At 67.6% G+C, this 24000-nt stretch carries 29 protein-coding genes and 1 riboswitch; of the genes, 5 read left to right on the top strand and 24 right to left on the bottom strand.

From position 1 onward, the window contains the following. Nucleotides 1–2: 2 nt before the first annotated feature. The 9 genes from FJX73_10305 to fabF all read right to left on the bottom strand — a co-directional run bounded on the left by FJX73_10305 (nt 3) and on the right by fabF (nt 8976). Complete coding sequence (locus FJX73_10305) at nt 3–1013, bottom strand: ABC transporter ATP-binding protein (GenBank protein MBM3471163.1); 1011 nt, start codon at nt 1011–1013, stop codon at nt 3–5. A gap of 42 nt (nt 1014–1055) precedes the next feature. Further along, the gene (locus FJX73_10300; GenBank protein ID MBM3471162.1) at nt 1056–1850 is read right to left on the bottom strand and encodes an ABC transporter permease subunit; all 795 of its coding nucleotides are present in this window, start codon (nt 1848–1850) and stop codon (nt 1056–1058) included. Nucleotides 1851–1897: 47 nt separating this feature from the next. Next, on the bottom strand, nt 1898–2722 hold the full coding sequence (locus FJX73_10295; protein ID MBM3471161.1) for a sugar ABC transporter permease: 825 nt from the start codon (nt 2720–2722) through the stop codon (nt 1898–1900). Next, nucleotides 2723–3871, bottom strand: a complete 1149-nt coding sequence (locus FJX73_10290) for an extracellular solute-binding protein (protein ID MBM3471160.1) — start codon at nt 3869–3871, stop codon at nt 2723–2725. Beyond that, a complete protein-coding gene (locus FJX73_10285; GenBank protein MBM3471159.1) occupies nt 3868–4404 on the bottom strand; it encodes a TIGR00725 family protein in 537 nt (178 codons plus the stop codon). The genes FJX73_10290 and FJX73_10285 overlap by 4 nt, the downstream gene beginning before the upstream one ends. A 4-nt stretch (nt 4405–4408) precedes the next feature. Continuing rightward, nucleotides 4409–5128: a GntR family transcriptional regulator gene (locus FJX73_10280; protein ID MBM3471158.1), complete on the bottom strand. Its 720-nt coding sequence runs from the start codon at nt 5126–5128 to the stop codon at nt 4409–4411. Nucleotides 5129–5218: 90 nt separating this feature from the next. Next, nucleotides 5219–7309 carry a cation-translocating P-type ATPase gene (locus FJX73_10275; protein MBM3471157.1) on the bottom strand — a complete coding sequence of 697 codons (2091 nt, stop codon included), beginning with the start codon at nt 7307–7309 and terminating at the stop codon, nt 5219–5221. A 41-nt stretch (nt 7310–7350) separates the two neighbouring features. Further along, the gene (locus FJX73_10270) at nt 7351–7683 is read right to left on the bottom strand and encodes a winged helix-turn-helix transcriptional regulator (GenBank protein ID MBM3471156.1); all 333 of its coding nucleotides are present in this window, start codon (nt 7681–7683) and stop codon (nt 7351–7353) included. Nucleotides 7684–7752: 69 nt separating this feature from the next. Beyond that, nucleotides 7753–8976, bottom strand: a complete 1224-nt coding sequence (fabF, locus tag FJX73_10265; protein ID MBM3471155.1) for a beta-ketoacyl-ACP synthase II — start codon at nt 8974–8976, stop codon at nt 7753–7755. 256 nt (nt 8977–9232) lie between these two features. Between fabF and FJX73_10260 the strand changes: the two genes are divergently transcribed. The 4 genes from FJX73_10260 to FJX73_10245 are packed head-to-tail and all read left to right on the top strand — an operon-like array spanning nt 9233 to nt 12596. Beyond that, the gene (locus FJX73_10260) at nt 9233–10402 is read left to right on the top strand and encodes an acetyl-CoA acetyltransferase (GenBank protein ID MBM3471154.1); all 1170 of its coding nucleotides are present in this window, start codon (nt 9233–9235) and stop codon (nt 10400–10402) included. After that, nucleotides 10399–11577 carry a thiolase domain-containing protein gene (locus FJX73_10255; protein ID MBM3471153.1) on the top strand — a complete coding sequence of 393 codons (1179 nt, stop codon included), beginning with the start codon at nt 10399–10401 and terminating at the stop codon, nt 11575–11577. Before FJX73_10260 ends, FJX73_10255 begins: the two co-directional genes overlap by 4 nt. Before the next feature lie 15 nt (nt 11578–11592). Further along, a complete protein-coding gene (locus FJX73_10250) occupies nt 11593–12108 on the top strand; it encodes a Zn-ribbon domain-containing OB-fold protein (GenBank protein MBM3471152.1) in 516 nt (171 codons plus the stop codon). A 2-nt stretch (nt 12109–12110) separates the two neighbouring features. Next, nucleotides 12111–12596 (top strand): Zn-ribbon domain-containing OB-fold protein, encoded by a 486-nt coding sequence (locus tag FJX73_10245; protein MBM3471151.1) that lies wholly within the window; start codon nt 12111–12113, stop codon nt 12594–12596. A 49-nt stretch (nt 12597–12645) separates the two neighbouring features. Here the strand turns inward: FJX73_10245 and FJX73_10240 are convergent, their stop codons facing one another. The 15 genes from FJX73_10240 to ribD all read right to left on the bottom strand — a co-directional run bounded on the left by FJX73_10240 (nt 12646) and on the right by ribD (nt 22297). Continuing rightward, nucleotides 12646–13032 carry a DUF488 family protein gene (locus tag FJX73_10240; protein ID MBM3471150.1) on the bottom strand — a complete coding sequence of 129 codons (387 nt, stop codon included), beginning with the start codon at nt 13030–13032 and terminating at the stop codon, nt 12646–12648. 82 nt (nt 13033–13114) lie between these two features. Next, entirely contained in the window at nt 13115–13459 is a 345-nt protein-coding gene (locus FJX73_10235; GenBank protein ID MBM3471149.1) for a DUF2442 domain-containing protein, read from the bottom strand. Next, complete coding sequence (locus tag FJX73_10230; GenBank protein ID MBM3471148.1) at nt 13419–13655, bottom strand: DUF4160 domain-containing protein; 237 nt, start codon at nt 13653–13655, stop codon at nt 13419–13421. The genes FJX73_10235 and FJX73_10230 overlap by 41 nt, the downstream gene beginning before the upstream one ends. A gap of 47 nt (nt 13656–13702) precedes the next feature. After that, nucleotides 13703–13888, bottom strand: coding sequence for a type II toxin-antitoxin system HicA family toxin (locus FJX73_10225; GenBank protein ID MBM3471147.1), 186 nt, complete (start codon nt 13886–13888; stop codon nt 13703–13705). Then, nucleotides 13885–14097, bottom strand: a complete 213-nt coding sequence (locus FJX73_10220) for a type II toxin-antitoxin system HicB family antitoxin (GenBank protein ID MBM3471146.1) — start codon at nt 14095–14097, stop codon at nt 13885–13887. Before FJX73_10220 ends, FJX73_10225 begins: the two co-directional genes overlap by 4 nt. Before the next feature lie 134 nt (nt 14098–14231). Further along, nucleotides 14232–14771 carry an NAD-dependent DNA ligase gene (locus FJX73_10215; protein MBM3471145.1) on the bottom strand — a complete coding sequence of 180 codons (540 nt, stop codon included), beginning with the start codon at nt 14769–14771 and terminating at the stop codon, nt 14232–14234. A gap of 87 nt (nt 14772–14858) precedes the next feature. Then, nucleotides 14859–15341, bottom strand: a complete 483-nt coding sequence (locus FJX73_10210) for a hypothetical protein (GenBank protein MBM3471144.1) — start codon at nt 15339–15341, stop codon at nt 14859–14861. Between the two features lie 14 nt (nt 15342–15355). Then, a complete protein-coding gene (locus tag FJX73_10205; protein ID MBM3471143.1) occupies nt 15356–15862 on the bottom strand; it encodes a hypothetical protein in 507 nt (168 codons plus the stop codon). Further along, complete coding sequence (locus tag FJX73_10200) at nt 15859–16515, bottom strand: sigma-70 family RNA polymerase sigma factor (GenBank protein ID MBM3471142.1); 657 nt, start codon at nt 16513–16515, stop codon at nt 15859–15861. Before FJX73_10200 ends, FJX73_10205 begins: the two co-directional genes overlap by 4 nt. Further along, entirely contained in the window at nt 16464–17078 is a 615-nt protein-coding gene (locus FJX73_10195; protein MBM3471141.1) for a superoxide dismutase, read from the bottom strand. The genes FJX73_10200 and FJX73_10195 overlap by 52 nt, the downstream gene beginning before the upstream one ends. Before the next feature lie 105 nt (nt 17079–17183). After that, nucleotides 17184–18833: an amidohydrolase gene (locus FJX73_10190; GenBank protein ID MBM3471140.1), complete on the bottom strand. Its 1650-nt coding sequence runs from the start codon at nt 18831–18833 to the stop codon at nt 17184–17186. Then, nucleotides 18830–19342, bottom strand: coding sequence for a 6,7-dimethyl-8-ribityllumazine synthase (locus tag FJX73_10185; protein MBM3471139.1), 513 nt, complete (start codon nt 19340–19342; stop codon nt 18830–18832). Before FJX73_10185 ends, FJX73_10190 begins: the two co-directional genes overlap by 4 nt. Before the next feature lie 41 nt (nt 19343–19383). Continuing rightward, the gene (locus FJX73_10180; GenBank protein MBM3471138.1) at nt 19384–20544 is read right to left on the bottom strand and encodes a bifunctional 3,4-dihydroxy-2-butanone-4-phosphate synthase/GTP cyclohydrolase II; all 1161 of its coding nucleotides are present in this window, start codon (nt 20542–20544) and stop codon (nt 19384–19386) included. A 65-nt stretch (nt 20545–20609) separates the two neighbouring features. Continuing rightward, nucleotides 20610–21221, bottom strand: coding sequence for a riboflavin synthase (locus FJX73_10175; GenBank protein MBM3471137.1), 612 nt, complete (start codon nt 21219–21221; stop codon nt 20610–20612). Then, nucleotides 21203–22297, bottom strand: coding sequence for a bifunctional diaminohydroxyphosphoribosylaminopyrimidine deaminase/5-amino-6-(5-phosphoribosylamino)uracil reductase RibD (gene ribD, locus FJX73_10170; GenBank protein MBM3471136.1), 1095 nt, complete (start codon nt 22295–22297; stop codon nt 21203–21205). The genes FJX73_10175 and ribD overlap by 19 nt, the downstream gene beginning before the upstream one ends. A gap of 153 nt (nt 22298–22450) precedes the next feature. Next, nucleotides 22451–22594: riboswitch (FMN riboswitch) on the bottom strand. 439 nt (nt 22595–23033) lie between these two features. On the opposite strand from ribD, the gene FJX73_10165 reads away from it, so the two are divergent. Further along, nucleotides 23034–23954, top strand: a complete 921-nt coding sequence (locus tag FJX73_10165; protein MBM3471135.1) for a Fic family protein — start codon at nt 23034–23036, stop codon at nt 23952–23954. Nucleotides 23955–24000 lie beyond the last annotated feature (46 nt).

The following is a 24000-nucleotide window of genomic DNA, read 5'->3' as shown; positions in this document are numbered from 1 at the left end:
TTCTAGTCCCTACCGAACGCGAACACCTTCTCCAGGCGAATCACCGCGCGCACGGCTCCGCGCGGCATCGGGGTGCGGTTATCCGCCATTATCACCTCTTCGCCCACCCGCACGTACGCGCGGTATCCCGCCCCCAGGAAGAGCACATCCACAATCTCACCATCCACCCAGGCCGAGCCCGCGGGCGCCGGTTCCCGCGGCGATGCCAGTTGAATGTCCTCCGCGCGGAAGATGAGCGAGCCGGCCGCGGATGGCAGGATCCGGCCATCGGGATCCATCACCGCCGCAAGCACGTTCGTGGAGCCCAGGAACTCCGCCACAAATGGGCTCTTGGGTCGCGCATACACCTCTTCGGGACGGCCTGCCTGCGCAACGCGCCCGCCCTCCATGACCACGACCATGTCCGCGATGCTCATCGCCTCTTCCTGGTCGTGGGTGACGTAGATGGCGGTGATGCCTGTCCGGCGCTGAAGCGCCCGGATCTCGACGCGCACGCGGTGGCGGATTTTCGCGTCCAGGTTGCTGAGCGGTTCGTCCAGCAACAGCACCTGCGGCCGCACGACGATGGCCCGGGCAAGGGCCACGCGCTGCTGCTGCCCGCCCGAGAGCTGGCGGGGCCTCCGATCCTCTATCCCGGGCACGCGGTCGAGTTCTACCAGGTCCAGCGCCTCACGCACCCTCCGCCCGACATCGCCGCGGGAGACCTTGCGCAGTCGCAGGGCAAAGGCCAGGTTCTCAAAGACCGTCATGTGGGGCCAAAGGGCATAGCTCTGAAAGACCATGGCCGCGTCGCGCGATTGGGGCTGCGTGTGCGTAACGTCCCGATCACCCATCCAGAGCCGGCCGCGGTCCGGGGCCACGAATCCGGCCAGGCAGCGCAGTAGCGTGGTCTTGCCGCACCCCGAGGGGCCGACCACCGCGGTCAGGGCGCCCGACGGGAAGGTCTGGCTCACGCCGTCCAGCGCGGTGACCTGTCCGTACCGCTTGGTTAGGTCTTCGACGCGAACGTGCATCGTTCTATGTCACCCTCCGACCAGATCACACTCCGGGCGCGCTCACAGGCGCCCAAAGAACGCCAGGTATTCGGCCCGCAGGAAGCGTTCCATGAGCACCAGGAGGAGCACCCCGGGCACCATCAGGACGAGCGCGGTGACCGAGGCAATCTGGAGTTCATATCCCAGGCTCGCTGTGTACATGTAGACGGGCAGCGTAGTGACGTACGGTGCGCCCACCAGCAGGGTTCCGGTGAACTCATCCAGCGAGTATATGAAGACCAGGATCGAACTGGCCACCACGCCCGGCAGCGCCAGCGGCAGCGAGATCCGGAAGAACGTCCGCGTAACCGAGGCGCCGAGATTTATGGCCGCCTCCTCAATGTCCTCCCCTATCGCGCGGAAGACGGCGGTCATTGTCCAAACGGCGTAGACCAGCCCGCCGACCAGGTGGATCAGCACGACGCCTGCATACGTGCCCGCCAGGTTCCAGCGGTAGAACAGCACCGCGGCGCTGGCGAAAACCGGCAACTGCGGAAAGGCCTGGGGCAGAAGGAACAGCATGAGCAACACCGGGCCCAGCGGCAGGCGCGCCCTGGCGGCCCCGTAGGAGACCGGGATTGCGGTTACCAGAGCCGCCACGGTGGTCACCGATGCTATCGCCACGCCGCGGGTGAGGGCGGCCAGCAGATCTCCCTGGGTGATGCGGGCCCAATACTTCAGTCCGACCTGCTGGGGCAACAGCGCCGGCCAGTGCCAGCGCTCGGCAACCGACCACAGCACCAGCCCTGCCAGCGGCCCGACAATGGCTCCCAGGAGCACGGCCACGAGCGCCGCCCTCAGGGCCAGCGCCAGCAGTCCCCTGGGCCGGTCTCGCAGGTTGGGCGCACGCAGCCCGGTCGCGTTCACTGTCGCATGACGCCCTTCAGGTAGTAGTAGGCCGCGCCCGCGGCCAGGAGGTAGGACACGACACCGATAGCGCTGGCCGTACCGAAGTCGCCGTGCAGCCCGTAGCGGTGGTACAGATCAATCATCAACATCTGCGGCCCGGACCCCTTCGTCATCATCAGGGGGATCGAGAACGAGGCCAGCATCGACGTAAGCGATAGCACCGCGGCCAGCCCGATTGACGGTGCCGCCATGGGAACTAGCACCGCCCAGATCTGCCGGAACGTCCCAGCGCCGAAGCCCCGCGCGGCCTCCAGGTACTCCTCGCCCACCCCCCGGAACGCGCCCATCAGCAGCAGGACCACCAGGGCCAGGTGCTTCCACGCCAGTGCTATCGGAAGCCCAATCCATCCTTCGCTGATTGCCAGGGTCGTGTCTGGTGATACCAGCCCCAGCGCGTGCAGCAAGGAAGGCAACGTGCCCCGCGGTGCCAGAAAGATGCGCATCGCGTGCCCGACGACCACGAACGGCACGAAGAGCGGGACCTTCAGCAGGAACTCCGCGGTCTGCGAGTGGCGCAGCCGCAGGTAGCCGCTGAGGGGGATGCCGATCCCGAAGGTCAGCACCAGTCCCGCAGCGGCCACCATGACCGTGTAGACGACGTCCTGCCTGTACAGCCGGTAGACCAGCTCGTAGTTCGCCAGCGTCAGGACGCCGTCGCGCGTGAACGACGCGACCAGCGACTGCACCAGCGGAAGCCCAAAGCCAACGATGATCACCATGGTGGCCGGTATCGCCGCCAGCCACCACAGGACCTGCTCTACCGGACGAGCCGCGCTCACCTAGCGGACGATCTCCTCGTAGGCCAGCAGGATGAAGTCGTAGTACTCGGCCAGCGGCATTTGCCTCGAATAGCGGGCCAGGTCCTCAGCGGTCACGCCTCGGAACAGCAGTGCCTTGGCCTTGTCCGACACCAGCGGCATCACCCGGTTGGGATCAATCCCCGGATACCAGCCGAACTGCTCCACGATGACCTTCGCCTGGATGTGCGGGTTGGCAACCAGGTCAATGTACCGCGCGGCCCAGTCGCGGTTGGCCGCCTCGCGCGGTACCGTCAGGTAGAGCGGGTAGATGGGCAGGCCGGGCCCGATCAGCACCGGCGTAATCTCCGGGTTCATGCGCCCCTCGTTCTTCCAGGCCACGAGCTGGTCCACCCACACCGCGCCCATCCATATCTCGCCGCGGTTCAAGGCGTCCAGTGTGCCGGCATTGCCCGAGGTGACCGTGACGTTCCGGTTGAACTCCCGGAGCTGCTCGACGGACGAGCGGATCATCCCCTCATGGGCCTTGTCGTAGGGTCCCTGGACGAACAGATCGTACTGCCCGGTCTTGTAGAACACCCACCCCATGGTGAAACCGATCCCGGAGACACCGCCGCGTATTCCGTTGTAGCCGAACCGCCGGGGGTTGGCCCTCACCCAGGTCTCGAGTTCTGCGAACGTCCGGGGCGGCTTGCTCACGAAGTGCGGGTTGTAGGCTATGGCGATCTGGTTGCGGAACATGGGGACCACGTAGCCCTTGATGTCCACCCCGAACGCCCGTACCGTGTCTGGGCCCACGACGTAGGGCGCGAACTGGAGATCGGAGGTGAACCGGTGCAGCAGGTTCTCCCTCGCCATCTGTGCGGCGTAGCGCATCGAGACCAGCGCCACGTCAATGTCCCAGTTCCGGCGCCCGGCATCGGCCTGCGCCTTGAGTTTGGCATAGATCGCCCGGCTGGCCGCCTCGCCGGTGCCGGTGCCCACAACGTTGAAACCCACCGTCGGATGGTTCTTGCTGAACGCCACGCCCAGGAAGTTCCGGTGAACCTCGACGACGTTGACGTCCGCGGCGATGGCCACCTGCAGCGTCACACGAGACTGCCCGTACCCTGTCGGGCCTGTGGCCGCGACGGCCACCAGCACCACCAGGACTGCAACCAGCCTTCTCATGGTTCTTCCCTCCTCCCCGTTGGGGAACGTGCTTCGTGAGACACGATGCCCTCCAGCGCGCGCCGGCGCTCGACGGCCGCCTCCCAGGCAAGTGCCACTGCCTCAATGGGTCTGTCCACGCGCCAGATGGGATCGGCCTGCAGCCCGGCCCGCTGGAGCACCCATGTCTGATAACCCACCACCGGGACTCCCATCTTGAGCGCGTATGCGATCTCCGAAAGCGTTCCGAAGGCGCCGCCGATCGCGATCACCGCCTCCGCCGTACGCGCGATCAGGACGTTGCGCCCCTCGCCCATGCCCGTGATGATGGGTATGGTCACGTGGGGGCTGCCTCCGTCGGCGGTTGACCCAGGGAGGATGCCGATAACGACGCCACCCTCGCGGGCCGCACCCCGCGCCGCGCCGGCCATCACCCCTCCCATCCCGCCGCAGACAACCACGCCCCCCCTGCGGGCGACCTCCCTGCCGACTTCCTCGGCCGCGGCAACAAGCGCCGGAGTGGCGTCCTGCTCGCCTATCACGCCGATCCGCAGCGGCCTATTCACGGTAGACCTCGTAGCAGTAGTCTATCGGGATCTCCCGGTCCACGAACGTCGTGCCTTCCACGACCAGCACCTGGTCGCCCGGCGCAACCCCCAGTAGCGCGGCCTCTGCCCGGCTGGGTTTGGCGGCGCGGTAGGCCCGGTCGCCGCGCGTTATCCGATAGCCGTACCGGTTCTGGATGATGAGGTAGAGCGAGTCTTCCTCGAGGTTGCAACGGTCCAGATCGGGGCAGCGGGACACCGGAATGTTGGAAACGTTGTAGGCGATGGGCTGGCCGTGCACAGCGCGGATGCGCCGGATCTGCAGCACGCGCTCCCCCGGCCGCAGGCGCAGCGCCTTCTGGATACGGCCGGATGGGATCACGCGCCGGACGCCGAGCAGCCTGTTCTGGACCTCCAGCCCCCGGGACCTCATCTCCTCGGTGAAGGAGATCACCGTCCAGAACCGCCGGAGGGCGCGGGGCCGCGTGACGAAGGTGCCCTTCCCGTGATCGCGGCGGAGGAAGCCGTCGTTGACCAGTTCGGCGACGGCCTGTCGCACCGTCATCCTGCTTACCCCAAGCTGCGAGGTCAGCTCTTGATCAGACGCGAACCGTGCACCCTCAGTCCAGCGTCCCTCCTGAATCTCGCGCATGAACTCTGCTTTGAGCTGAAGGTACTTGGGAACGCGGGAGTGGGGGTTGATCGCAGGCCGCACTAGACGTCTAGATGACATTGCCCTCTAAGAGTGACCCAGGTGGCGCGCCTCTGTCAATAGGGTCCTTCTGGTGCGGCCTTCGGGATCTCCTTGCGCGATGACCGCGCATCACCCACGCCCTCCGGACCGCAGCAGCCGCCCCGAGTTCAACAGTATCAGGAAGTCGGGAATCACCTGCGCAGCCGCGGCCAGCACCGGAGGCAGCAGGCCGACGGCCGCCAGCACAATGCCCGTCAAGTTGTAGGCAACGGTGCCGTACAGGTTCTGGCGAATGACGCCGAACGCCTCCCGACCGATTCGTACCGCGTCCGGCACCAGGCGCCAGTCATCCCGCATGATGGCGACATCGGCGGCCTCCAGCGCCGCCGATGTCCCGGTGGCGCCCATGGCGATGCCAACGTCGGCCTGGGCAAGGGCCGGGGCGTCGTTGATGCCGTCACCGACCATGGCGACCACCCGGCCTTCGGCCTGAAAGGCCTGCACTACGGCGATCTTGTCCTCCGGAAGCATCTCTGCCCGGTGGTCCACCCCCAGAGCGTCCGCGATCGCCCTGGCGGCGCGCGCGTTGTCGCCGGTGAGCATGGTGATGCGCTCCAGACCTAGAGTACGCAGCGCCCGGAGCGCTTCGGGCACCTCGGGTCTGGGCGCGTCGGCGATGGCAATGAGACCGACGGTGCAGCCATCATCGGCGACGAACAGCACCGTCTGGCCGGCGGCCTCCAGCGCCGCCGCCTCGTCGGTCAGCCGCTCGGGCAGGGGAAGATCGCGCTCGGCGAACAGTCGCTGGCTCCCAACCACGACCTGCCGGCCGTGCTCGCGCACGATCACGCCGCGGCCAGGAGCTACCTCGATCTGCGCCGCGTCCTCTCCTCCGCCGGCCTGTGGGGCCGCGGCCATCACCGCCGCGGCCGCTGGGTGTTCGGAGTAGCGCTCGGCGATGGCGGCGACTGCCAGCACCTCGGCGGTGGTGCGGCTTCCATCTGGACGGACGCGGGTCACCTGCGGCCTGCCCACGGTCAGGGTCCCGGTCTTGTCCAGCAGCAGGATCTCCGCCCGCGCCAGGCCCTCCAGCGCGGTCCCGCCCTTGACGAGGATGCCTCGCCGGGCGGCGCTTCCGACAGCCGCGACCACCGCGACCGGGGTCGCCAGCGCTATCCCGCACGAACACGAGACGACGAGCACGGCCACCCCGGCGCTTGCCGAGCCGCCGATCAGCCATGCTGCCGCGGCCGCCACAGTCACGACCGGGATGTAGTACGCGGTGACGCGGTCGGCCAGACGCTGCGCACCACTCTTGTGGGCTTCGGCTTCTTCCACCAGCCGCACGATGCGGCCAAAGGTGCTGTCGGCGCCCACGTGCTCGGCGCGGATCCGGAGCGCGCCATCCAGACTGATCGTGGCGGCGAGCACGGCCTGTCCCTCGGTCCTCTCTACTGGCATGGCCTCGCCGGTGATCGGGGCCTGGTTGATCGAGGCCCGCCCGGAGATAATCGTGCCGTCAACCGGGATCCGCTCGCCCGGTTTGACCAGGACGATCTCACCGGCGCCGACCTCGGAGGCGGGCACGTCAATCTCGATGCCGTCGCGGATGATCCGAGCCTCGAGGGGCTGCTGCGCCACCAGTTCCTGGATCGCCTGCCGGGCGCGGCCCGCGGTGTAGGCGTCGAGGAAGTCGGCGAAGCGCATGAAGAAGACGATGACCGCGGCCGCACCGTACTCTCCGATGATCAGGGCTCCTGCGATGCCCAGCGTCATCAGGGCGTGAGGGGTTACGCTTCGGGCGCGGACTGCCAGGAAGACCTTGCGGAAGACCGGAAGGCCGCCTACCAGCACCGCGGCAAGCGCGACCGGCGCAGGAACCAGACGGGACGCCGCCTCGATCAGCCCCAGGCGCTCGACGGCCAGTCCGATCAGGACGACGCCGGCGACCGCCACCACGAAAAGCCCGGAGGCGATCCCGAAGAGCCGGGGCGCGGCTTCTTGACGGGCCCGGAGGGAAGCGCGTAGGCCTGGAGCACTGGAGCCCGGCACACTGTAGCCCAGCGCCTCCACAGCCTGCGCCAGATGCGCCTTTGACGCCTTCAAGGGGTCGAATACGACCGTGGCGCGGCCGGTGCCCAACGAGACGTGCGCGCTTTCGACCCCTGCGACCCGGCCCAGCGCACGCTCGATCCGAGCGGCGCAGTCAGCGCAGTCCATGCCGGCGATAGGGAGATCGCAACGCTCCGTGGCCGCGGCCACTACCGGCGTCCTTCGTAGCGGGTGCAGCGGAAGACCTGTTCGCCGACCCGCTCCAGCAGGCGTTCGGAGCCGCGCAGCAGGTCGAGGACGATGGGATCTGCGATGGCGTACTTGACGAACTGCCCCTGCCGCCGCCGGGTCACGAGCCCGCATCCTTCAAGGCATGCCAGGTGCATCGAGGCGTTGGGCTGGCTCAGCCCGGCGCCGCGCGCGATCTCCGACACGCACTGAGGACCGCCGCGCAGTGCCTCCAGGATGGCCAGCCGTGAGGGATCGGCGAACCCGCGGAAGAGCTTTCCCTTGAGCGCCAGGGCGGTCAATGCGGCAGGCATTAGGGGCCCACCTCTATATCAGCGTATACTGATATTCTAATGGACCTGCGGGCTGTCCGTCAACGGGGATCAGGCCCGGCCGAAGAGCGCTACGATGTTCTGGCCGCCGAAGCCGAATCCGTTGGCCATGGCGACCCCTACCTCCATGCGCCGGGCCACGTTCGGCACGCAGTCCAGGTCGCACTCCGGATCCTGCCGTTCGAGGTTGATGGTGGGAGGTACAACGCCTTCGTGGATTGCCTTGACCGCGACCAGCGCGCCCAGGGCGCCGGCCGCGCCCATGAGGTGTCCTACCATGGACTTCGGGGCGCTGACCGCGACGCGGTCCGCGCGGTACCCCAGCGCCTGCCGGATCGCGCGGGCCTCGGCCACGTCGCCAACCTCGGTGGCTGTGGCATGGGCGCAGATGTAGTCCACTTCATCGGGGGAAAGCCCGGATTGCTGCAGAGCGCGCATCATCGCCCGCGCCGCCCCTCTGCCATCGGGATCGGGCGCGGCCACGTGGTAGGCGTCGGCGGTAACGGCACCCCCCAGCACGGCGGCGTAGATCCGCGCCCCGCGGGCCTCCGCGTGGTCCCGACGCTCCAGCACCAGCGCGACCGCTCCCTCCCCGAAGACGAACCCGTCGCGGTCCAGGTCGAAGGGCCTGCTGGCCCGTTCGGGCTCGTCGTTGCGCCTGGAAAGGGCCCGCATGTTCGACATCGCGGCGAACGAGAGCGGAGTCAGCGCCGACTCGCACCCGCCGGCGATGATGACGTCCGCCTCGCCATTCCGGATCAGCCGGACCGCGTCCACCACCGCTAGCACACCCGCGGCGCACGCGGCCGTCGAGGTGAGGACAGGACCGCCAAACCCCAGCGAGATCGAGATCTGGCAGGCGGCGATGTTGGACATCATCATCGGGACGAACAACGGGCTAACGCGGCGCGGACCGCGTGCGTCCATCACGGCCTTCTCCCGCTCCACCAGGCCCACCCCGCCGCCGCCCGTGTTCATCACCACGCCGATCCGGTCCGCCTCGGCCTCGCCTGGGTTCAGGCCCGCGTCCGCGAGCGCCTCGGTAGCGGCCGCCATCGCGAACTGCGCGAACCGTTCCAGGCGGCCGGCCATCTTGCCGTCTCCGCACCGCGTGGGATCGAACCCGCGCACCTCGGCTGCTATCTGCACAGGCAATGCGGAGGCGTCGAACTGCGTAATGCGACCTACGCCGGACCGGCCTGCACACAGGGCCTGCCATGTCTCGGGCGCGGATAGGCCCACGGGGGTGACGGCCCCCAGGCCGGTGACGACCACATCGTCGCGGGAGGAACTCACGGGGCTATGGTATCAGAGTTCAGCGGGGGGGAGTAACCCCACCGCACGAGTCTGTTCTTGCGTATGGTGTCACTATTTGCAAGAGTGCCTGCGTTTGGTACGCGGATCCTATCCCTGCCGGTTACAGAGGGGGGCCGGGGCCCGGGCCGACTTCCCAGACGGAAGGTACCGCGGCGCCGGCGAAGAAGCCACATAGAGTGAGCCCCCGCCCCAAGTCCGCCAGGAGGTTTCCATGATGCACCCCGTCGCCATCATCGGCGTAGGCTGGTCGGGCTTCCGACCGGTTACCCCTGATGTGTCGTATAAGGAGTTGATCTACGAAGCAGCGGTCCGTGCCTACGCCGATGCCGGAGTGGACCCACGGCGCGACGTGGACAGCTTCGTGACCGTCTCCGAGGACTTCCACGAGGGTACCAGCATCTTCGATGAGTACGTGCCCGACCAGATCGGCGGGGCGCAGCGACCCGTGCACACAATCACCGGCGACGGCCTGCACGGGCTGGCCGCCGCGGCGATGCAGATCCTCACCGGCCGGTTCCGGGTCGTCGTTGTAGAAGGGCACAGCAAAGCCAGCAACATCCTCACCCTCCCGCACATCACAGCCTACGCGATGGACCCGATCCTCAACAGGCCGCTGCGGGCCAACCCGCTCGCCGTGGCCGGGCTGGAGGCCTGCCGCTACATGCACGAGTCCGGGACGACGCGCGAGCAGTGCGCGGCGGTCGTGGTGAAGAACCGGCGCAACGCGTTGCGCAACCCTGCCGCGGCGTTCGGGGCCGACCTCCGGACCGAGGACGTGCTTGTCTCCGAGGCGGTCGCCTCGCCGCTTGCGCGGCTGGAGATCAGCGACCACGCCGACGGCGCGATCGTCCTCGTCCTGGCAGACGCGGAGACAGCCGGGCGCCTCTCTCCCCGTCCTGCATGGATACGCGGAATCGGCTGGGCCAACGACAGCCCCTCGCTGGAGAGCCGGAGCTGGGCCAGGGCGGTGTATGCGGAGCAGGCGGCGGCGATGGCGTACAAGATGGCCGGCATCGGCAATCCGGCGGAGGAGATCCAGTTCGCCGAGGTGGATGACACCTACGCGTACAAGGAACTCCAGCACCTGGAGGCGCTGGGGCTCTGCTCCCTGGGGAGGGCCGGACCGCTGACCGTGGAAGGCGCGACCGCCCCGGACGGATGCCTGCCGATCAACGTATCCGGCGGGAGCCTGGGAGTCGGCCACCTGCTGGAGGCCTCCGGGCTGGCGCGCGTCTTGGAAGTGGTGCTGCAGCTGCGGGGGCAGGCAGGATCCCGACAGCTCGGCGACGTCTACACAGGGCTCGCTCAGTCCTGGCGCGGGGTGCCCACGACCAGCGGCGCCGTGGCGGTGCTGAGCAACCAGTTGGGCGGGAGGGAATCATGAGCATGCGACGCGTCGCCGTGGTGGGCGCCGGAATGACCCGGTTCGTGCGGCGGGCCATGGAGACGCCGAAAGAACTGGCCTGGCACGCCGCCCGGATGGCCCTGGACTCCTGCGGGCTCACGCTGAAAGACGTCGGCGGCGTCTGCATCGGCAGCGCGCCCGACGCCTTCGACGGCGTGCACATGAAGGGCGAGTACCTCTCCGACGGTAGTGGCGCCTGGGGTAAGCCGGTGATGCGCTCGTACGTCGGGGGCGGAACCGGGGTGTTCCTTGGGCCGCACGGCTGGTACCACGTCGCCAGCGGCCTGTTCGACGTGGTGCTGGTGGTCGCCGAGGAGAAGATGTCGAGTTTCCACCCGCACGCCCAGGCCGCGTTCCTGACCATCTTCGACCACACCACCGAGCGCCCGCTGGAACCTAACCTGCTGTGGATCTTCGCCCTGGAGATGAACCGCTACATGCAGACCTACGGTATCTCCAAGCGCGACATCGCGCAGGTCGCGGTGAAGAACAAGCGCAACGCCGCCGACCACCCGTGCGCGATGCTCGGCGAAGCCAGCATAACGGTTGAAGACGTATTGAACTCCGAGGTGCTGGCCTGGCCGGTGCAGCGCCTGGACGTAAGCCCGGTAAGCGACGGCGCGGTCGCCATCGTCATGGCCGCCGAAGGCGTGGCAGAGCGGATCACCGACCGGCCGGTCTGGGTGCAGGGCGTGGGCTGGAACCTCGACACCGCCTACTGGACAAACCGCGATCTGGCCTACCCGGAGTACGTCGAGCGGGCCGCGCGCATGGCGTACGAGATGGCCGGCGTGCGGGAGCCCCGGAAGGAGATCCACATCGTCGAGCCCTACGACCCGTTCGACTACAAGGAGCTGCACCACCTGGAAGGGCTGCTCCTGGCCGACCGCGGCAAGGCGCCTGAGTTGACCGCGCAGGGTGTGACCGGGCGAGGGGGCGCCATGCCGGTCTGCCCGTCCGGCGGCCTGCTCGGGGTAGGCAATCCAATAGCCGCGGCCGGCCTGATGAAGGTCGCGGAGCTGTTCTGGCAGTTGCGCGGCGAGGCAGGGGCGCGCCAGGTGCCGGGGACGCCCGAGCGCGGCCTGGCCCAGGCATGGGGCGACCTGATGCAGGTGGGGACAGTAACGATACTGGGCACGCAGCGGCCCGCGTGAGCGAGGGGTGAGGAGATGACCCAGCGGATCGCGTCCTACCCGGGCACCACCCTCAGCGAGGAACAGATCGAGCAGGGGCGCGTGCTCTCCGTCCACGACCGGCTCCGGGCCGACTACACCTGGGACGCGGGCCTGGCCATCGGCCTGTACCTCGATGGTCTGAAGGCCGGCGTGATACTGGGGGTGCGGTGCGCGCGCTGCGACCGCACGGTCGTGCCGCCGCGCGCGTTCTGCGAGCAGTGCTTTGCTCCGATGGACGCCTTCGTGCCCCTGGCGGATGTCGGAATCGTGAACACCTTCTCGCTGTGCTACGTCACGTGGGACGTGAAGCGGATTGCCGAGCCGCTGATCCCGGCGGTGATTGACCTGGACGGCACGTCGCCGCCCGCGGGCATCATGCACCTGCTGGGCGGGATCGCCCCGGACCGGGTGCACATCGGCATGCGGGTCCGGGCGGTGTGGAAGCCCGCGCGCGCACGCCAGGGCGCCATCACCGACATTCGGTACTTCAAGCCGCACAGGAGAGGATAGCCATGCCGCTTGATCCCACTCTGCACGCGGACGACCTCCAGGCCTGGTATGGGAGCATGCCCGTAACCAGCCGCTACACCTACGGCCCGGCAGGCGAGCGTTTCTTCCGCGCAATGAAGGACGAAGCCCGCATCCTCGGGACCCGCTGCGGACGGTGCAGCTTGACCTACGTGCCTGGAAGGCTGTTCTGTGAGCGGTGCTTTGACGAGCTGACGGATTGGATTGAGGTGGGGCCATCGGGCACCATCGAGGCAGTAACAGTGGCGTACCTGGCCCTGGACGGAACCCTGCTCGACCCTCCTGTGTTGATGGCGCTGGTGCGATTGGACGGCGCCGATACCGTAATGTACCACCGACTGGGCGGCGTGGCCGCATCCGATGCGAAGATCGGCCTGCGTGTGGAAGCCGCCTTCAGGCCCTCGGAGGACCGGACGGGCTCGATCCTGGACATAGCCGGCTTCCGACCGCTGGGTGTGAACGAGACCTAGCGCCCACTCTCAGGGCGCTTGAGGATTCCGACCAGGTCCATCACGCTGATTACTCGACACTTGCTCCGTTCTCGATGAGGAGTTGCTTCAGAACCAAACGGTGGCAGCGGCTCTCGTCCTCGCAGTAGCAGCCCACAGAGAAGTTTGTCGTGTGGGATAGCACGGCCAGGAGTTCCAGGTCGCGCTTCGCCTCGGGCGCAGCCATTTCGGTCCTGTACTTCCCTGTGAACGCCGCCCATTGCGCTGGTGACGCTGCTTCTTGCCCAAGCTTCATGGTCTCCACGTTTGGAGCTAGGTTCGGGAACCAGACGTCGTACCAGTTCCGCCTCGAGAACAGTGCCTTCGGCACACCGCGGGGAGGCCGACGGACGGTTCCGATTCTTGTTCCCTCTCCCGGAATCCGCTGGGTTCCGAGGCGGACAACTCGCACACTCATCGAGGACTCCTAGACTAGCGGAAGCGCTTCTGCCAGGCGCCACAGGCCCGCGGCTCCCAGCTCATGACGCCGAACGCATCGCTCAGCGGCTCGCCGCTTGGCGCGTTGCCCGCGAACGCACGGGACTTGACGTACGGCCCGGCCGCTGAGGCGCGATGTTAGGCCGTGCCTTGCTGACGAGGGGGTAGCGCTCTGGATGTTCGATTGAGTCCACTGCGAGATCCACATCGAGATCAGGCCAGTAGAGGTGGTTATTGTGGGGCCGTTGGACATTCAGAAGCTGCCCGATAGTGGCCGCGCGGAACCAGGGGAACTGCTCGAATGGCACGAACAACTCCCGCTCGTCCACGAGGAGCCAGAAGCCATTCGCCGAGACGTTGGCCACCTCAGCGACCAAAGTGCTTGTGCCACGCCGCCCGGATCTCATCTTCGTGCTCCTTGATCAATCGTAACGCTCGCGGCACCGCTTGTGGGCCGAGACCGTAGTCCTCCGCCAATTCGATCTCCGGGTCGAGCCAGAACTTGGCCTCGCCCCGCGCACCCTGAGCATGCACGTGCAGCCGCCGCTCTTCTCGCGAGAAGAAGTAGAAACGGAAGCCGCGGCCTAACGGCTTGGCCCTCACCTGCGAGCACCAGAGACGATCGGCAGGTGCAGGGCCATGTTAGCCATTCAGGGATTGGGAACCTCCAGATCGCGGCAGATCTTCCTGGCCAGGTCCTCGTTTATCTCGCGGTGACGGGGAATCGTGGAGCTCTTGCGGACCTTGCGGTTCACGTACACGGTGTGCTTCGCCCCCTCACGAAGGAACTCACACCCGTGCCTCTCGATGTGCCCGATGAGTTCTCGCCGCTTCATGCGGTCGGGAGGGGCTCCTTGATAACCTCCTGACCTTCAAGGCTCTCCTCCGTCAAGACCCGATTCGCCTCCAGGACGAGCTCTACTGCCTCCTTCAGGTTCTCTCTGGCCTCCTCAAGGGTCGAGCCCTGCGTGTTAGCGCCCGGTAGCTCTTCCACGAAGGCGATGTAACCCTCAGGAACCTTGATGTAGACTGCCGTGAACTTCATCATGTCGGCACCTCTCGGATATTCTACGCCATGAGGAGACCCGAAGCCAGATATGGCTAACGATCGGCTTCACCCGCGGCGCTTCACGATCGCAGCGAGCGCCGTCGGGTGCAAGCCGTGGTTAGACCGTTGGGTTACGTGAGTGCGGCAGCCCAGTGATCTTCATTCACTATGGCCAGCGGCTGCCCGGCGTTGCGGTACTCGACGGCTTTCTCGATCTTGCGACCGAACGAAGTGTGGACCCAATCGCGACTTCCGAAGGTTCCGATGACCAGGTAGTTGGTCCGTCTCGTTACACTCGACTCGCACATACCACCAAGACGCATGACTTGCCGTTCGCATTCTGCTCGGGGACCGAACGCGAACTTGCCGGTGAACACAAAGACCGAGCCGCGCCAAATCAACGGTGGGGGAGGCTGGTCGATAGGCAGATCCGTTGCTGCATCCTCGCCAACGATGATGCCGGCTTGTCCGCCGACCAACGCGGTAAGGAGTTCCGCGAGATCCTGTCGCTCCGTTTCGTCGACCCGGCCGTCTTCATAGATGCGGGCGAGTCGCGCGTGCAAGACGTTGACAGGCCACTGCTCGACGGCGTCTGGATGGCGCTGTACCCATCGGGCGCAGGTATGTGGCAAACGAGTGGCGGAAGGAGTGACTCGTGCAGTTGATGCCATGCCGCATCCCTGTGCGGCGATCCAGGTAGCTTGGCATCGCCGGCTTCCAACCGCTGGATGTGAACGAGACCTAGCGCCGCGCGGGGATCAGCGGCGGGGGGGCGACTGCTCTTCGGCGATGCGGCGCATCTCTTCCAGCAGGCGAAGGGTGTCCATCTCAAAGGTCTCCTGAATCAGCGCAAATTTGGCCTGCTGTTCAGGGGTAAGCACCGCGGCGATCATCTGCAGCTGGCGCCGCCTGCCCGACTCCATCTCGGCGCGCAGCAGGTTGAGCTCGGCGACCTTGACCCGGATGGCCTCCTCGTCACGGGGCTGTTGCACGGAAAGCTGGCGGATCTCCCGCCGCAGCACGGGCACCCGTCGGCCCATTTCGATCCGGATGGTCTTGAGGGCCTTCAGCCGGGGCAGTATTCGGATGATCTGCCCCTCCGTGAGGTCGAGCTCGTCCACCAGGCGCCAGATGAAGATCGCCTCGATGATCCGCTCTCCCCGCTGCCGCGGCTCCTGCCCCACCGCGGGCAGAGCCAGCGCCATCACCACCACCAGGAGTGCAGGTGCCAGGCGGCGCACGGCGACCACTCCCCCTACCTCGCCCCTCTGTCCACGACCGAGTCGGTCTCGTGAACCAGCCCGGCGCGCCAGACATCGAGCATCTCTCCCAGCGAGGGAAGGCTTGAGGTCATCGTTGCGGTCACCAGCCCGCGTGCGCGAATCACGACGGGATCGGACGGGGGCGGTATGGTCCGGACCGCCGCGAAGACCGCCAGCACCGTGACCGCTGTGACCACGGCCGTGCCCAGCGCATGCCGCGGGGAGGCCAGCCACCGGCGGAGGCGGGCGCCTGCCGGCGCCCTCTCCTCCTCGATCCGGTCGGCAAGCCGCCGCATGAACTCCTCCCAGAAGCCCGGCGGCGCCACAAACCTGGCCCCAGCATGCAGGCGCGCGGCAACGGCTTCCAGCGAGGCTGCCTCGTCGCGGCAGCGGGCGCACGAGGCGAGATGGCCGGCGACGGCGGCGCGCTCATCCGGAGGCACCGTGCCGGTCACACCCTCGACCAGGCGCTCCAGCACCTCCACGCAGCGGTCGGTCATGGCGCTCGGACGCCCTCCTCGACCAGCACGCGGCGCAACTTGCGCAGCGCCGCGAACATCGTTGCCTTCACCGTGCCTTCCGAGCAGCCCATGATGCGGGCGATCTCCTGGTAGGGCAGATCCTGGTAGAGCCGCAGGACGGTCATCGCGCGCTGGCGCGGCGGGAGTTGGGCAACGGCCCGCGCCACCAGCCGTCCGGCCTCCCTGCCCTCGGCCTCATCTTCCGCGGCCGGGATGCCGCTGCGGTCGCGCGCGCCGTCCTCGTCATCCAGCAGAGGCAGCCTGGATGACCGGCCGCGAAGATCCAGGCAGAGGTTGACCGTAATGCGGTACAGCCAGGTGTAGAGCTGCGACCGGCCGTCGAATCGCGGCAGCGCCCGGTGCGCGCGGATGAACACCTCCTGGGCCACATCCGCGGCGTCCTCGTGGTTCCCGAGCATGCGGCGCGCCACGCGGTAGACGCTCTCCCGGTACTTGATCACGAGCGCCGTAAAGGCGCTCTCCTCCCCGCGCGTGAAAGCACGGAGCAGTTGCCGGTCCTCAGCGTCCACGCCCGCCCCCTCTGTGCCAACCGTGTGACGGCGGCCGGGGTGTCCTAGGTTTACTGGATCACGTTCAGCACGAACTTCGCCTGATCCGCCACGGCCGCCCAGTCCAGGTTGCGGAAGAACGCGTCCACGTACGCCGCCTTCGCGGTCTGGTAGTCCAGGTAGTACGCGTGCTCGAAGACGTCCAGCGCGACCACGACCGTCGCGTTCCAGACCGGGAAGGTGTTCTGCTCGTCCCCTATGTAGTTGAACAGCCGCATCGTGTCCCAGTCAAACGCCGTCCAGGCCCAGCCCCGGGCCGCGATCGCGGTGGCCTTCAGATCGCGCTGCCAGTTCTCGACGCTGCCGAAGTCCCGCTCGATCAGGCCGAGCAACTTGCCCGACGGCTTCCCGCCTCCGCCACCCAGGTGAGAGAAGTAGATCTCGTGGTTCTTCACACCGCCCACGGCCCGCGTCAGCTCGACCTTGAGCTCGCGGATCTCGGAGAAGGTCGGGTTGGCCTTGGCCGGGTCCTTGTCGAGGGCCGCGAGTTTCTCGTGAATCTCGTTGGCCTTGTTGACATAGCCCTGATAGAGCTTGTAGTGCTCCTCCATGGTCTTCTTCGAGATGCCGTCCAACTCCACGTCAAACGAGCGGAACTTCTTGGGCTCGTACTTTGGATATGCCATCCTGCTCACCCTTTCTTCGCGCGCCGTGCCGGCGCGTGGCACGGGTACGTTGTACCCGCGCCCAGAGGAACGCCGCTGCATGCCCCATGTATGCCCGCCTCTCCCTCACCCATCAATCAACCCGTCGAGCGCGCCATCAAGCGCGCCGGCCGCGTGGGCGATGCGTCCGCCTACCACCGTTGCCAGCACCCTGACCCGCAGCAACTCCTCCGGTGGGCCCGCGTATGGATCGCGGTCGAGCACGATGAAGTCGGCCGCGCTCCCCGGACGAAGCGCCCCCTGCCACCCCTCGGTGCCGGCGGCAAAGGCGGCGCCAGCAGTGTAGGCGCGGACGGCCTCCTCCAGCGAGATGCACTCCTGGGGATACCATGCCTCGGCATGCCCTGCGTTGCCGTCCTTCCCGTGCTCGCGACGTCGGGTGACCGCCGCGTATATTCCCTGCCACGGATCCGGCGTCTCCACCGGAGCGTCCGATCCGAAAGCCAGCACCGCGCCGCTGGCGGCGAGCGAGCGCCACGCATAGGCCCAGCGCGCGCGTGATCCCCAGTAGCGATCGGCGATATCGCGATCTTCAGTGGCATGGATCGGCTGCATGGAGGCCACCACGCCGATCCGTGCGAGTCGCGGCAGATCGTCCGGATGCAGGAGCTGCACGTGCTCTATGCGATGGCGCGCTCCCAGGCGCTGCGATGCGGCCTGGTGGCGCTCGAAGACATCGAGGACGTCTCGGTTGGCGCGGTCGCCAATGGCATGGGTCGCTGTCCACAGCCCGGCATCTATTGCGCGGGCCACCAGACGGTCCAGCTCGGCGGGCGACCGCACCTGCACTCCCAGGTTGTCCGGCTGGCCGTCGTAGGGCGCAAGCATGCTCGCGGTCTGCGATCCCAGGGCGCCGTCGGCGAAGATCTTGACCGGGCCGACGCGCAGCATCTCGTCGCCCAGCCCTGTGCGCATCCCGCACGCGGCAGCGGCCTCTATGTGTCGGTCGGGAAGGGAGGCAACCACCCGCATGCTCAACTCGCCCCGGGCGTGCAGGCGCTGGAGCGCCACGAAATCCTCCGGGCCCGAGGCCGTGGTGCCCGTGAAAGTGTGCACTCCGGTGATCCCGAGACGGTGAAGGTCGGCGATCGCGGCCGCCGCGGCGCGCTCGCGCATCTCGGAGGTCGCCGGCGGCACAACCCGGCGCACGAGCGCGGCGGCTTCTTCCTTGAGGATGCCGTCCGGCTCACCGGCGGCGTCGCGGCCGATCACGCCTCCGGGCGGGTCAGAGGTATCGCGCGTGATCCCGGCCGCCCTCAGGGCCGTGGAGTTGACCCAGAGCAGGTGGCCGTCCTTGCTCGCCATCACCGCCGGCCGGCCGGCCGTGGCCGGGTCGAGATCGTGGCGCGTGGGGAAGCGGTCCTCGGGCCACCTGTTCTTGTCCCACCCATGCCCCAACACCCATGCATCCTCCGGCAGGCGCGCGGCCGCGGCAGACACCAGCCGGGCGGCCTCCCGGCTCGACCCGGCCCCTCGCAGGTCCACCTGGAGCAGGCCGAAGCCGTAGCCGATCAGGTGGAGGTGCGCGTCAATGAGCCCGGGGAAGACGGGTAGCCCTTGGAGGTCCACGCGGCGCGCACAGGGGAAGGCGGCGGCCAGGCCGGCGGTATCACCGACTGCCAACACGCGGCCGCCGGCCGCGGCCAGGGCATCTCCCGGTGATACCGAGCCGCCGTTGGGCCGCACGTCCGCGTGCGCGTACAGCGTGACGGTCACTTTTCCGCGGCCTCCAGCGCCCGTATCAGGTTGGCCATCTGGATCGCCGCGTGGGCGGCATCGGCGCCGAGGTTGACCCTGCCCCCTGAGCGCGCCGCTGCCTGCTCGGGCTCGAAGACCGCCAGCACCTCGTTGATCACCGGGACACCTGTCTCCAGCGAGACCCTGGCGATTCCGGCCGCGGCCTGCTGGGCCACGAGGTCGAAGTGCAGCGTCTCGCCCTTGATGACGCATCCCAGGCAGATGACGGCATCGTAAAGGCGCGCGCCGCGCCGCCCGGTGGCCCCCTCGCCCCGCGCCTCGGCCATGCGCCGGGCAACCAGGGGGATCTCCAGCGCGCCTGGTACCCATGCCACGTCGGTGCGCACCGCGCCCTTCGCAGCGAGTACCTCCAGTGCGCCGTCGAGCAGACGCTGCGTGATCGCCTCGTTGTACCGGCTGACCACCAAGGCGAAGGCCAGCCCTGCGGCGTCATCTCCGCCGCGGAAGGTCGCTCCCCTCTGAGCCATCATCCTCCTGTCACCCTCCCATCACCAGACCCGGCCGTGCCTCACTCTATGCTGAGCAGGTGTCCCAGACGGTGGCGCTTGGTCTTGAGATAGCCGTAGTTCTCGCTGTTGGGCGGGATCTCCAGGGGCACGCGTTCGATGACCTGGATGCCGTACCCCTCGAGGCCCGCGCGTTTCTGGGGGTTGTTGGTGAGCAGCCGTATGCGCTTCAGCCCGAGATCGGCCAGGATCTGCGCGCCGACGCCATAGTCACGGGGATCAGGCGGGAATCCCAGCAGCTCGTTGGCCTCCACCGTGTCCGCGCCCTGGTCCTGGAGCGCGTAGGCCTTGATCTTGTTACCCAGCCCGATGCCGCGGCCTTCCTGGCGAACGTAGACGATCACGCCGCGCCCCTCGCGCTCGACCGTCCGCATGGCCGTCTGCAACTGCTCGCGGCAGTCGCACCGCAGCGATCCGAACACCTCGCCGGTGAGGCACTCTGATTGCATTCGCACGAGGGCAGGTGCGCCGTCGCCCACGTTCCCCTTCACCAGCGCCAGGTGGTGCGAGCCGTCGAGCGTGTTCTCGTAGACCACGGCGGAGAACTCCCCGACCGCGGTGGGCAGTCGGGTCTGCCCTTCCCTCCGCACGAAGGGATCGTGCCGCAGCCGGTGCCGGATCAACTCCCTGACCGTCAGCACCTTGAGGCCGTGGCGGGCCGCAAACGCGCGCAGCTCCGGGAGGCGCGCCATGGTTCCGTCCTCGCCGACGATCTCGCAGATCACACCGGCCGGCTTCAACCCGGCCAGGCGGGTCATGTCAATGACGGTCTCGGTGTGCCCGGCGCGGCGCAGCACGCCCCCGGGAGCCGAACGCAGGGGGAAGACATGCCCCGGACGGGCCAGGTCGTCGGGGCTTGTGTTGCCGTCCCCTTCAGCGCCGGCCAGCAACCGGATCGTCAGCGCACGATCGTGGGCCGAGGTGCCGGTCCCTCCGCGGCGCGCGTCCACTGAAACCGTAAACGCGGTCCCGTGGTGGGAGGTGTTCTCGGTCACCATGATGGGAATCCGCAGTTCATCGCACCGCTCGGGAGTGAGCGGCGCGCAGATCAGTCCGCGCGCGTGCATCATCATGAAGTTGATCGCCTCGGGCGTGGCGAACTCGGCGGCCATGATGAGGTCGCCCTCGTTCTCGCGGTCCTCGTCGTCCACCACAACGAGCATCCGCCCGGCGCGCAGCTCCTCAACCGCTTCGGCCACCGAGGCCTGTGGGAATACCGCGCCGCCTGTCAGCTCGTCCACCGTCCCGCCACCCCTTCCAGCAGCTTTTCCACGTGCTTGGCCAGGATGTCCACCTCGATGTTCACCCGGCCACCCACGCCCCAACGTCCCAACGTGGTCACGGCCAGGGTGTGAGGTATCAGCGCAACCGCAAACCCGGGTGCGTCCGTGATTGCCGCCACGGTGAGACTGACGCCGTCGGCGGCAACCGAACCCTTCTCCACCAGGTAGCGCATGAGCGCCGGCGGCGGCGCGATCTCCATCCACACGCCCTCGCCCTCGGGCCTGATCGAGGTGATCGTGCCCACACCGTCCACGTGCCCCTGGACTATGTGCCCTCCCAGACGCTGGTCGAACCGCAAAGGCCGCTCCAGGTTCACCGGATCCCCTGGCCGCAGCCCTCCCAGCGTGGTCCGCCGCAGGGTCTCGGCCACCACGTCGGCCGCGAACGCCTTGCCCTCGACGTCCACGATGGTCAGGCACACGCCGCTGACGGCAATGCTCTCGCCAACACGGGCACCGTCGAGCACCGCTCCTGCCCGTACCCTCAGGCGCACACCGTCGGCGTTGCCGGTGATGATCTGGATCTCGCCGAGCTCTTCTACAAGGCCTGTGAACATCTGTCTTCCACCTTCCCTTCGATCAGTATGTCCTTTCCCAGTTTTCGGGTGCGCACCTCCGACAGGCGCACGGCCCCTGTGACGCCCGCGAGCCCCGGGCCGTCCACGGGCGTGGGCGCCAGGGTTCCGCCGATCAATCGGGGCGCCACGAGCGCGACCACCTTGTCAACGACGCCGGCGGCAAGCGCGGAGGCGTTCACGGTTCCGCCGCCCTCGATCAGGACGCTTTGCACCCCCCGGCGCCCCAACTCCTCCATGAGGGCGCTCAGGTCCACACCCTGCGGCGCCTGATCTAGTACGAGCACCTCCACGCCGACCCGCCTCATCGCCTCGACCTGCGCAGGGAGCGCCGTTGCCGTCGTGGCGATCAGGGTCGGCGCTTCGACGACGCCGGCGGCCACGCGCGCATCCGGCGGAGTGCGCAGTCGCGAGTCCAGGACCACGCGCAGCGGATTGCGGCCGCCGGGGATCCTGCACGTCAGTTGGGGGTCGTCGGCGAGCACGGTCTGCACTCCCACCAGCACCGCGTCGTGGGTGTTGCGCAGGGAGTGCGCGAAGCGCCGCGCCTCCTCGCCGGTGAGCGCGGTCGCGCTCCCGCGATCAGCGCCGATCTTGCCGTCCAGGCTCATAGCCCACTTGAGCGTGACGAAAGGAATCCCGGTCCGGCGGTGCTTGACGTAGGACTCGTTCAGCCGCAGGGCCCGGTCTTCGAGCAGGCCGATCTCCACCTCGATGCCGGCTTCACGTAGCCGCGCGATCCCCCTGCCGTCCACTTTGGGGTCGGGATCGCGCATGGCGACCACGACGCGGCGGATGCCCGCGTCAACCAGCGCCTCGGTGCAGGGACCGGTGCGGCCGGTGTGCGCGCACGGCTCGAGGTTCACGTAGAGGGTGGCTCCGCGGGCGCGGGTGCCGGCCTTACGCAGGGCAACGACCTCGGCGTGCGCCTCGCCTGCTCTGGCGTGGTACCCCGACCCGACGATCTCGTCGCCTGCGACGATCACCGCCCCGACCATCGGGTTCGGGCTGGTGCGCCCGACGGCACGCCGCGCGAGGCGGAGGGCCTGCTGCATCATCGTGGTGTCGTCGTGCGTTCCCATGAGCAAATGATCACGCCCGGGGTCCATAGACCTCCGGGCGCAGGTGCATCGGAACGCGGGTTCGGGCTGGAGGCCGCGGCGCGCACAAAGCACACCGTCGGTCCCGGCGACCGAATCCCGGGTTCCAATCCTGACCTTCTTCCATCCGGACTTTACCGTCGGCCCCGGAGTCTCACCGGATCTGCCTGGCTGCTTGCGCAGCCGGGCTAGCGGGCTCTACCGCCGATCGGGAATTGCCGGCGCACGCCGGCTCACCCTGCCCCGAAGGTCTGCTATTCGATTGGACCGCCAGTTCAGTCTACCACCGGGCGCGGTCGTGGGCAACGCAGCCCGCTCGGGCAATTGCAGAATTCCTGCCGTCGGCGTCGGGCGCGGGTCTGACCCCCTTGTCTTAGTAAAGACTACTGGTTATCCATTACTTACGGCGGTAGTCGGTTAAGGATAAGATGCGCGGACAACTCCTGAGGCGAGTCTGGAAGTACAACCACGCGCTACATGCGCCCCAAGGTATCGGCGCGCCTGCGAGTACGATGCATTCGTGCCCGAACCCATAGCAGGCCTCTCTATCTCGTTGCCCGGAGAGATAGCAGCAGTCGTATCTGATGCAGAGGCAGCCGTCGCCAGACTGAATAACCAGGCCAGCCCGGCACTCGTCCCGCTCGCCAGATTGCTGCTCCGTGCCGAATCGATCGCATCGTCAAAGGTCGCAGGCATGCAGATTGATGCCCGGACACTGGCGCGTGCTGAAGTCGCGAGCGATGCGGGGCGCAGTATCGGCCCGAACGCTATTGAGATCCTCGCCAGCATCGACGCAATGCAGTTCGCCATCGAGGAGATGCCTGCAGCGCGAGAGGTCGCTCCCGAGGATCTGCTGGCGATCCACCGCGTGCTTCTGGAGCGGGCCCCCAATCGTGCTATGGCAGGGCGGTTCCGTCACAAACAGAACTGGATCGGGGGGAACGACTACAACCCTTGCGGCGCAGAGTTCGTACCACCTCCGCCCGAAGAGGTGGTCAGGTTGATCAACGACCTGTGCAGCTTCTGCAGCATAGACGACCTCCCGCCACTCGTGCAGGCTGCAATCGCACACGCGCAATTCGAGACAATCCATCCTTTCGAGGACGGGAACGGCCGAACGGGGCGCGCGCTCGTTCAAGTGATACTGCGCAGGCGACGCCTCGCTCCCACGCTCGTGCCACCGATCAGCGTCGTGCTGGCACGAGACAGAGAACGCTACATCCGGGGGTTGACATTGTTCCGCCAGGATCAGATGGCCGAATGGCTCGAGATCTTCGCCGCTGCCGCCGCCCGAGCCGCCACGCTGGCGACTCGATACGTGGAGCTGGTGGCCGAGCTGCGGGCGGGGTGGCGGGGGCAACTCCGCGAGGCGTCTTCCCCACGTGCAGACGCCGCGTCCTGGGCGATCATTGAAATCCTACCTGCCTACCCAATCATCACGGTCCCGGTCGCAGTTGCCGCGACCAGGCGTTCCAAGCCAGCCGTCAACCACGCCATCCGAGAGCTTGTCAACGCAGCCGTGCTTGCACCGGTTTCCGAATCACGGCGCAACCGGGCATGGGAAGCCGCTGGCCTACTCGACCTGATCGTTCAGCTCGAGGCGGGAGCCGCTTAGGGGCCAGGCGAGAGGCCGGCAGGCTTTCTGAACGGATCGCGCGAAC

The sequence above is a fragment of the Armatimonadota bacterium genome (assembly GCA_016869025.1).
GTDB lineage: Bacteria > Sysuimicrobiota > Sysuimicrobiia > Sysuimicrobiales > Humicultoraceae > VGFA01.
Note: the sequence above shows the minus strand (reverse complement) of the source record. Positions and strands in the feature narration are given on the sequence as shown.

Excerpts from the sequence above, each read along its gene's own strand:
- FJX73_10305 (MBM3471163.1), bottom strand. The coding sequence starts at position 1,013 with ATGCACGTTCGCGTCGAAGACCTAACCAAGCGGTACGGACAGGTCACC.
- FJX73_10290 (MBM3471160.1), bottom strand. The coding sequence starts at position 3,871 with ATGAGAAGGCTGGTTGCAGTCCTGGTGGTGCTGGTGGCCGTCGCGGCC.
- FJX73_10280 (MBM3471158.1), bottom strand. The coding sequence starts at position 5,128 with ATGTCATCTAGACGTCTAGTGCGGCCTGCGATCAACCCCCACTCCCGC.
- FJX73_10275 (MBM3471157.1), bottom strand. The coding sequence starts at position 7,309 with ATGGACTGCGCTGACTGCGCCGCTCGGATCGAGCGTGCGCTGGGCCGG.
- FJX73_10270 (MBM3471156.1), bottom strand. The coding sequence starts at position 7,683 with ATGCCTGCCGCATTGACCGCCCTGGCGCTCAAGGGAAAGCTCTTCCGC.
- FJX73_10260 (MBM3471154.1), top strand. The coding sequence starts at position 9,233 with ATGCACCCCGTCGCCATCATCGGCGTAGGCTGGTCGGGCTTCCGACCG.
- FJX73_10255 (MBM3471153.1), top strand. The coding sequence starts at position 10,399 with ATGAGCATGCGACGCGTCGCCGTGGTGGGCGCCGGAATGACCCGGTTC.
- FJX73_10250 (MBM3471152.1), top strand. The coding sequence starts at position 11,593 with ATGACCCAGCGGATCGCGTCCTACCCGGGCACCACCCTCAGCGAGGAA.
- FJX73_10245 (MBM3471151.1), top strand. The coding sequence starts at position 12,111 with ATGCCGCTTGATCCCACTCTGCACGCGGACGACCTCCAGGCCTGGTAT.
- FJX73_10240 (MBM3471150.1), bottom strand. The coding sequence starts at position 13,032 with ATGAGTGTGCGAGTTGTCCGCCTCGGAACCCAGCGGATTCCGGGAGAG.
- FJX73_10235 (MBM3471149.1), bottom strand. The coding sequence starts at position 13,459 with ATGAGATCCGGGCGGCGTGGCACAAGCACTTTGGTCGCTGAGGTGGCC.
- FJX73_10225 (MBM3471147.1), bottom strand. The coding sequence starts at position 13,888 with ATGAAGCGGCGAGAACTCATCGGGCACATCGAGAGGCACGGGTGTGAG.
- FJX73_10220 (MBM3471146.1), bottom strand. The coding sequence starts at position 14,097 with ATGAAGTTCACGGCAGTCTACATCAAGGTTCCTGAGGGTTACATCGCC.
- FJX73_10215 (MBM3471145.1), bottom strand. The coding sequence starts at position 14,771 with ATGGCATCAACTGCACGAGTCACTCCTTCCGCCACTCGTTTGCCACAT.
- FJX73_10205 (MBM3471143.1), bottom strand. The coding sequence starts at position 15,862 with ATGACCGACCGCTGCGTGGAGGTGCTGGAGCGCCTGGTCGAGGGTGTG.
- FJX73_10195 (MBM3471141.1), bottom strand. The coding sequence starts at position 17,078 with ATGGCATATCCAAAGTACGAGCCCAAGAAGTTCCGCTCGTTTGACGTG.
- FJX73_10185 (MBM3471139.1), bottom strand. The coding sequence starts at position 19,342 with ATGGCTCAGAGGGGAGCGACCTTCCGCGGCGGAGATGACGCCGCAGGG.
- FJX73_10180 (MBM3471138.1), bottom strand. The coding sequence starts at position 20,544 with ATGCTCGTTGTGGTGGACGACGAGGACCGCGAGAACGAGGGCGACCTC.
- FJX73_10175 (MBM3471137.1), bottom strand. The coding sequence starts at position 21,221 with ATGTTCACAGGCCTTGTAGAAGAGCTCGGCGAGATCCAGATCATCACC.
- ribD (MBM3471136.1), bottom strand. The coding sequence starts at position 22,297 with ATGATGCAGCAGGCCCTCCGCCTCGCGCGGCGTGCCGTCGGGCGCACC.
- FJX73_10165 (MBM3471135.1), top strand. The coding sequence starts at position 23,034 with ATGCAGATTGATGCCCGGACACTGGCGCGTGCTGAAGTCGCGAGCGAT.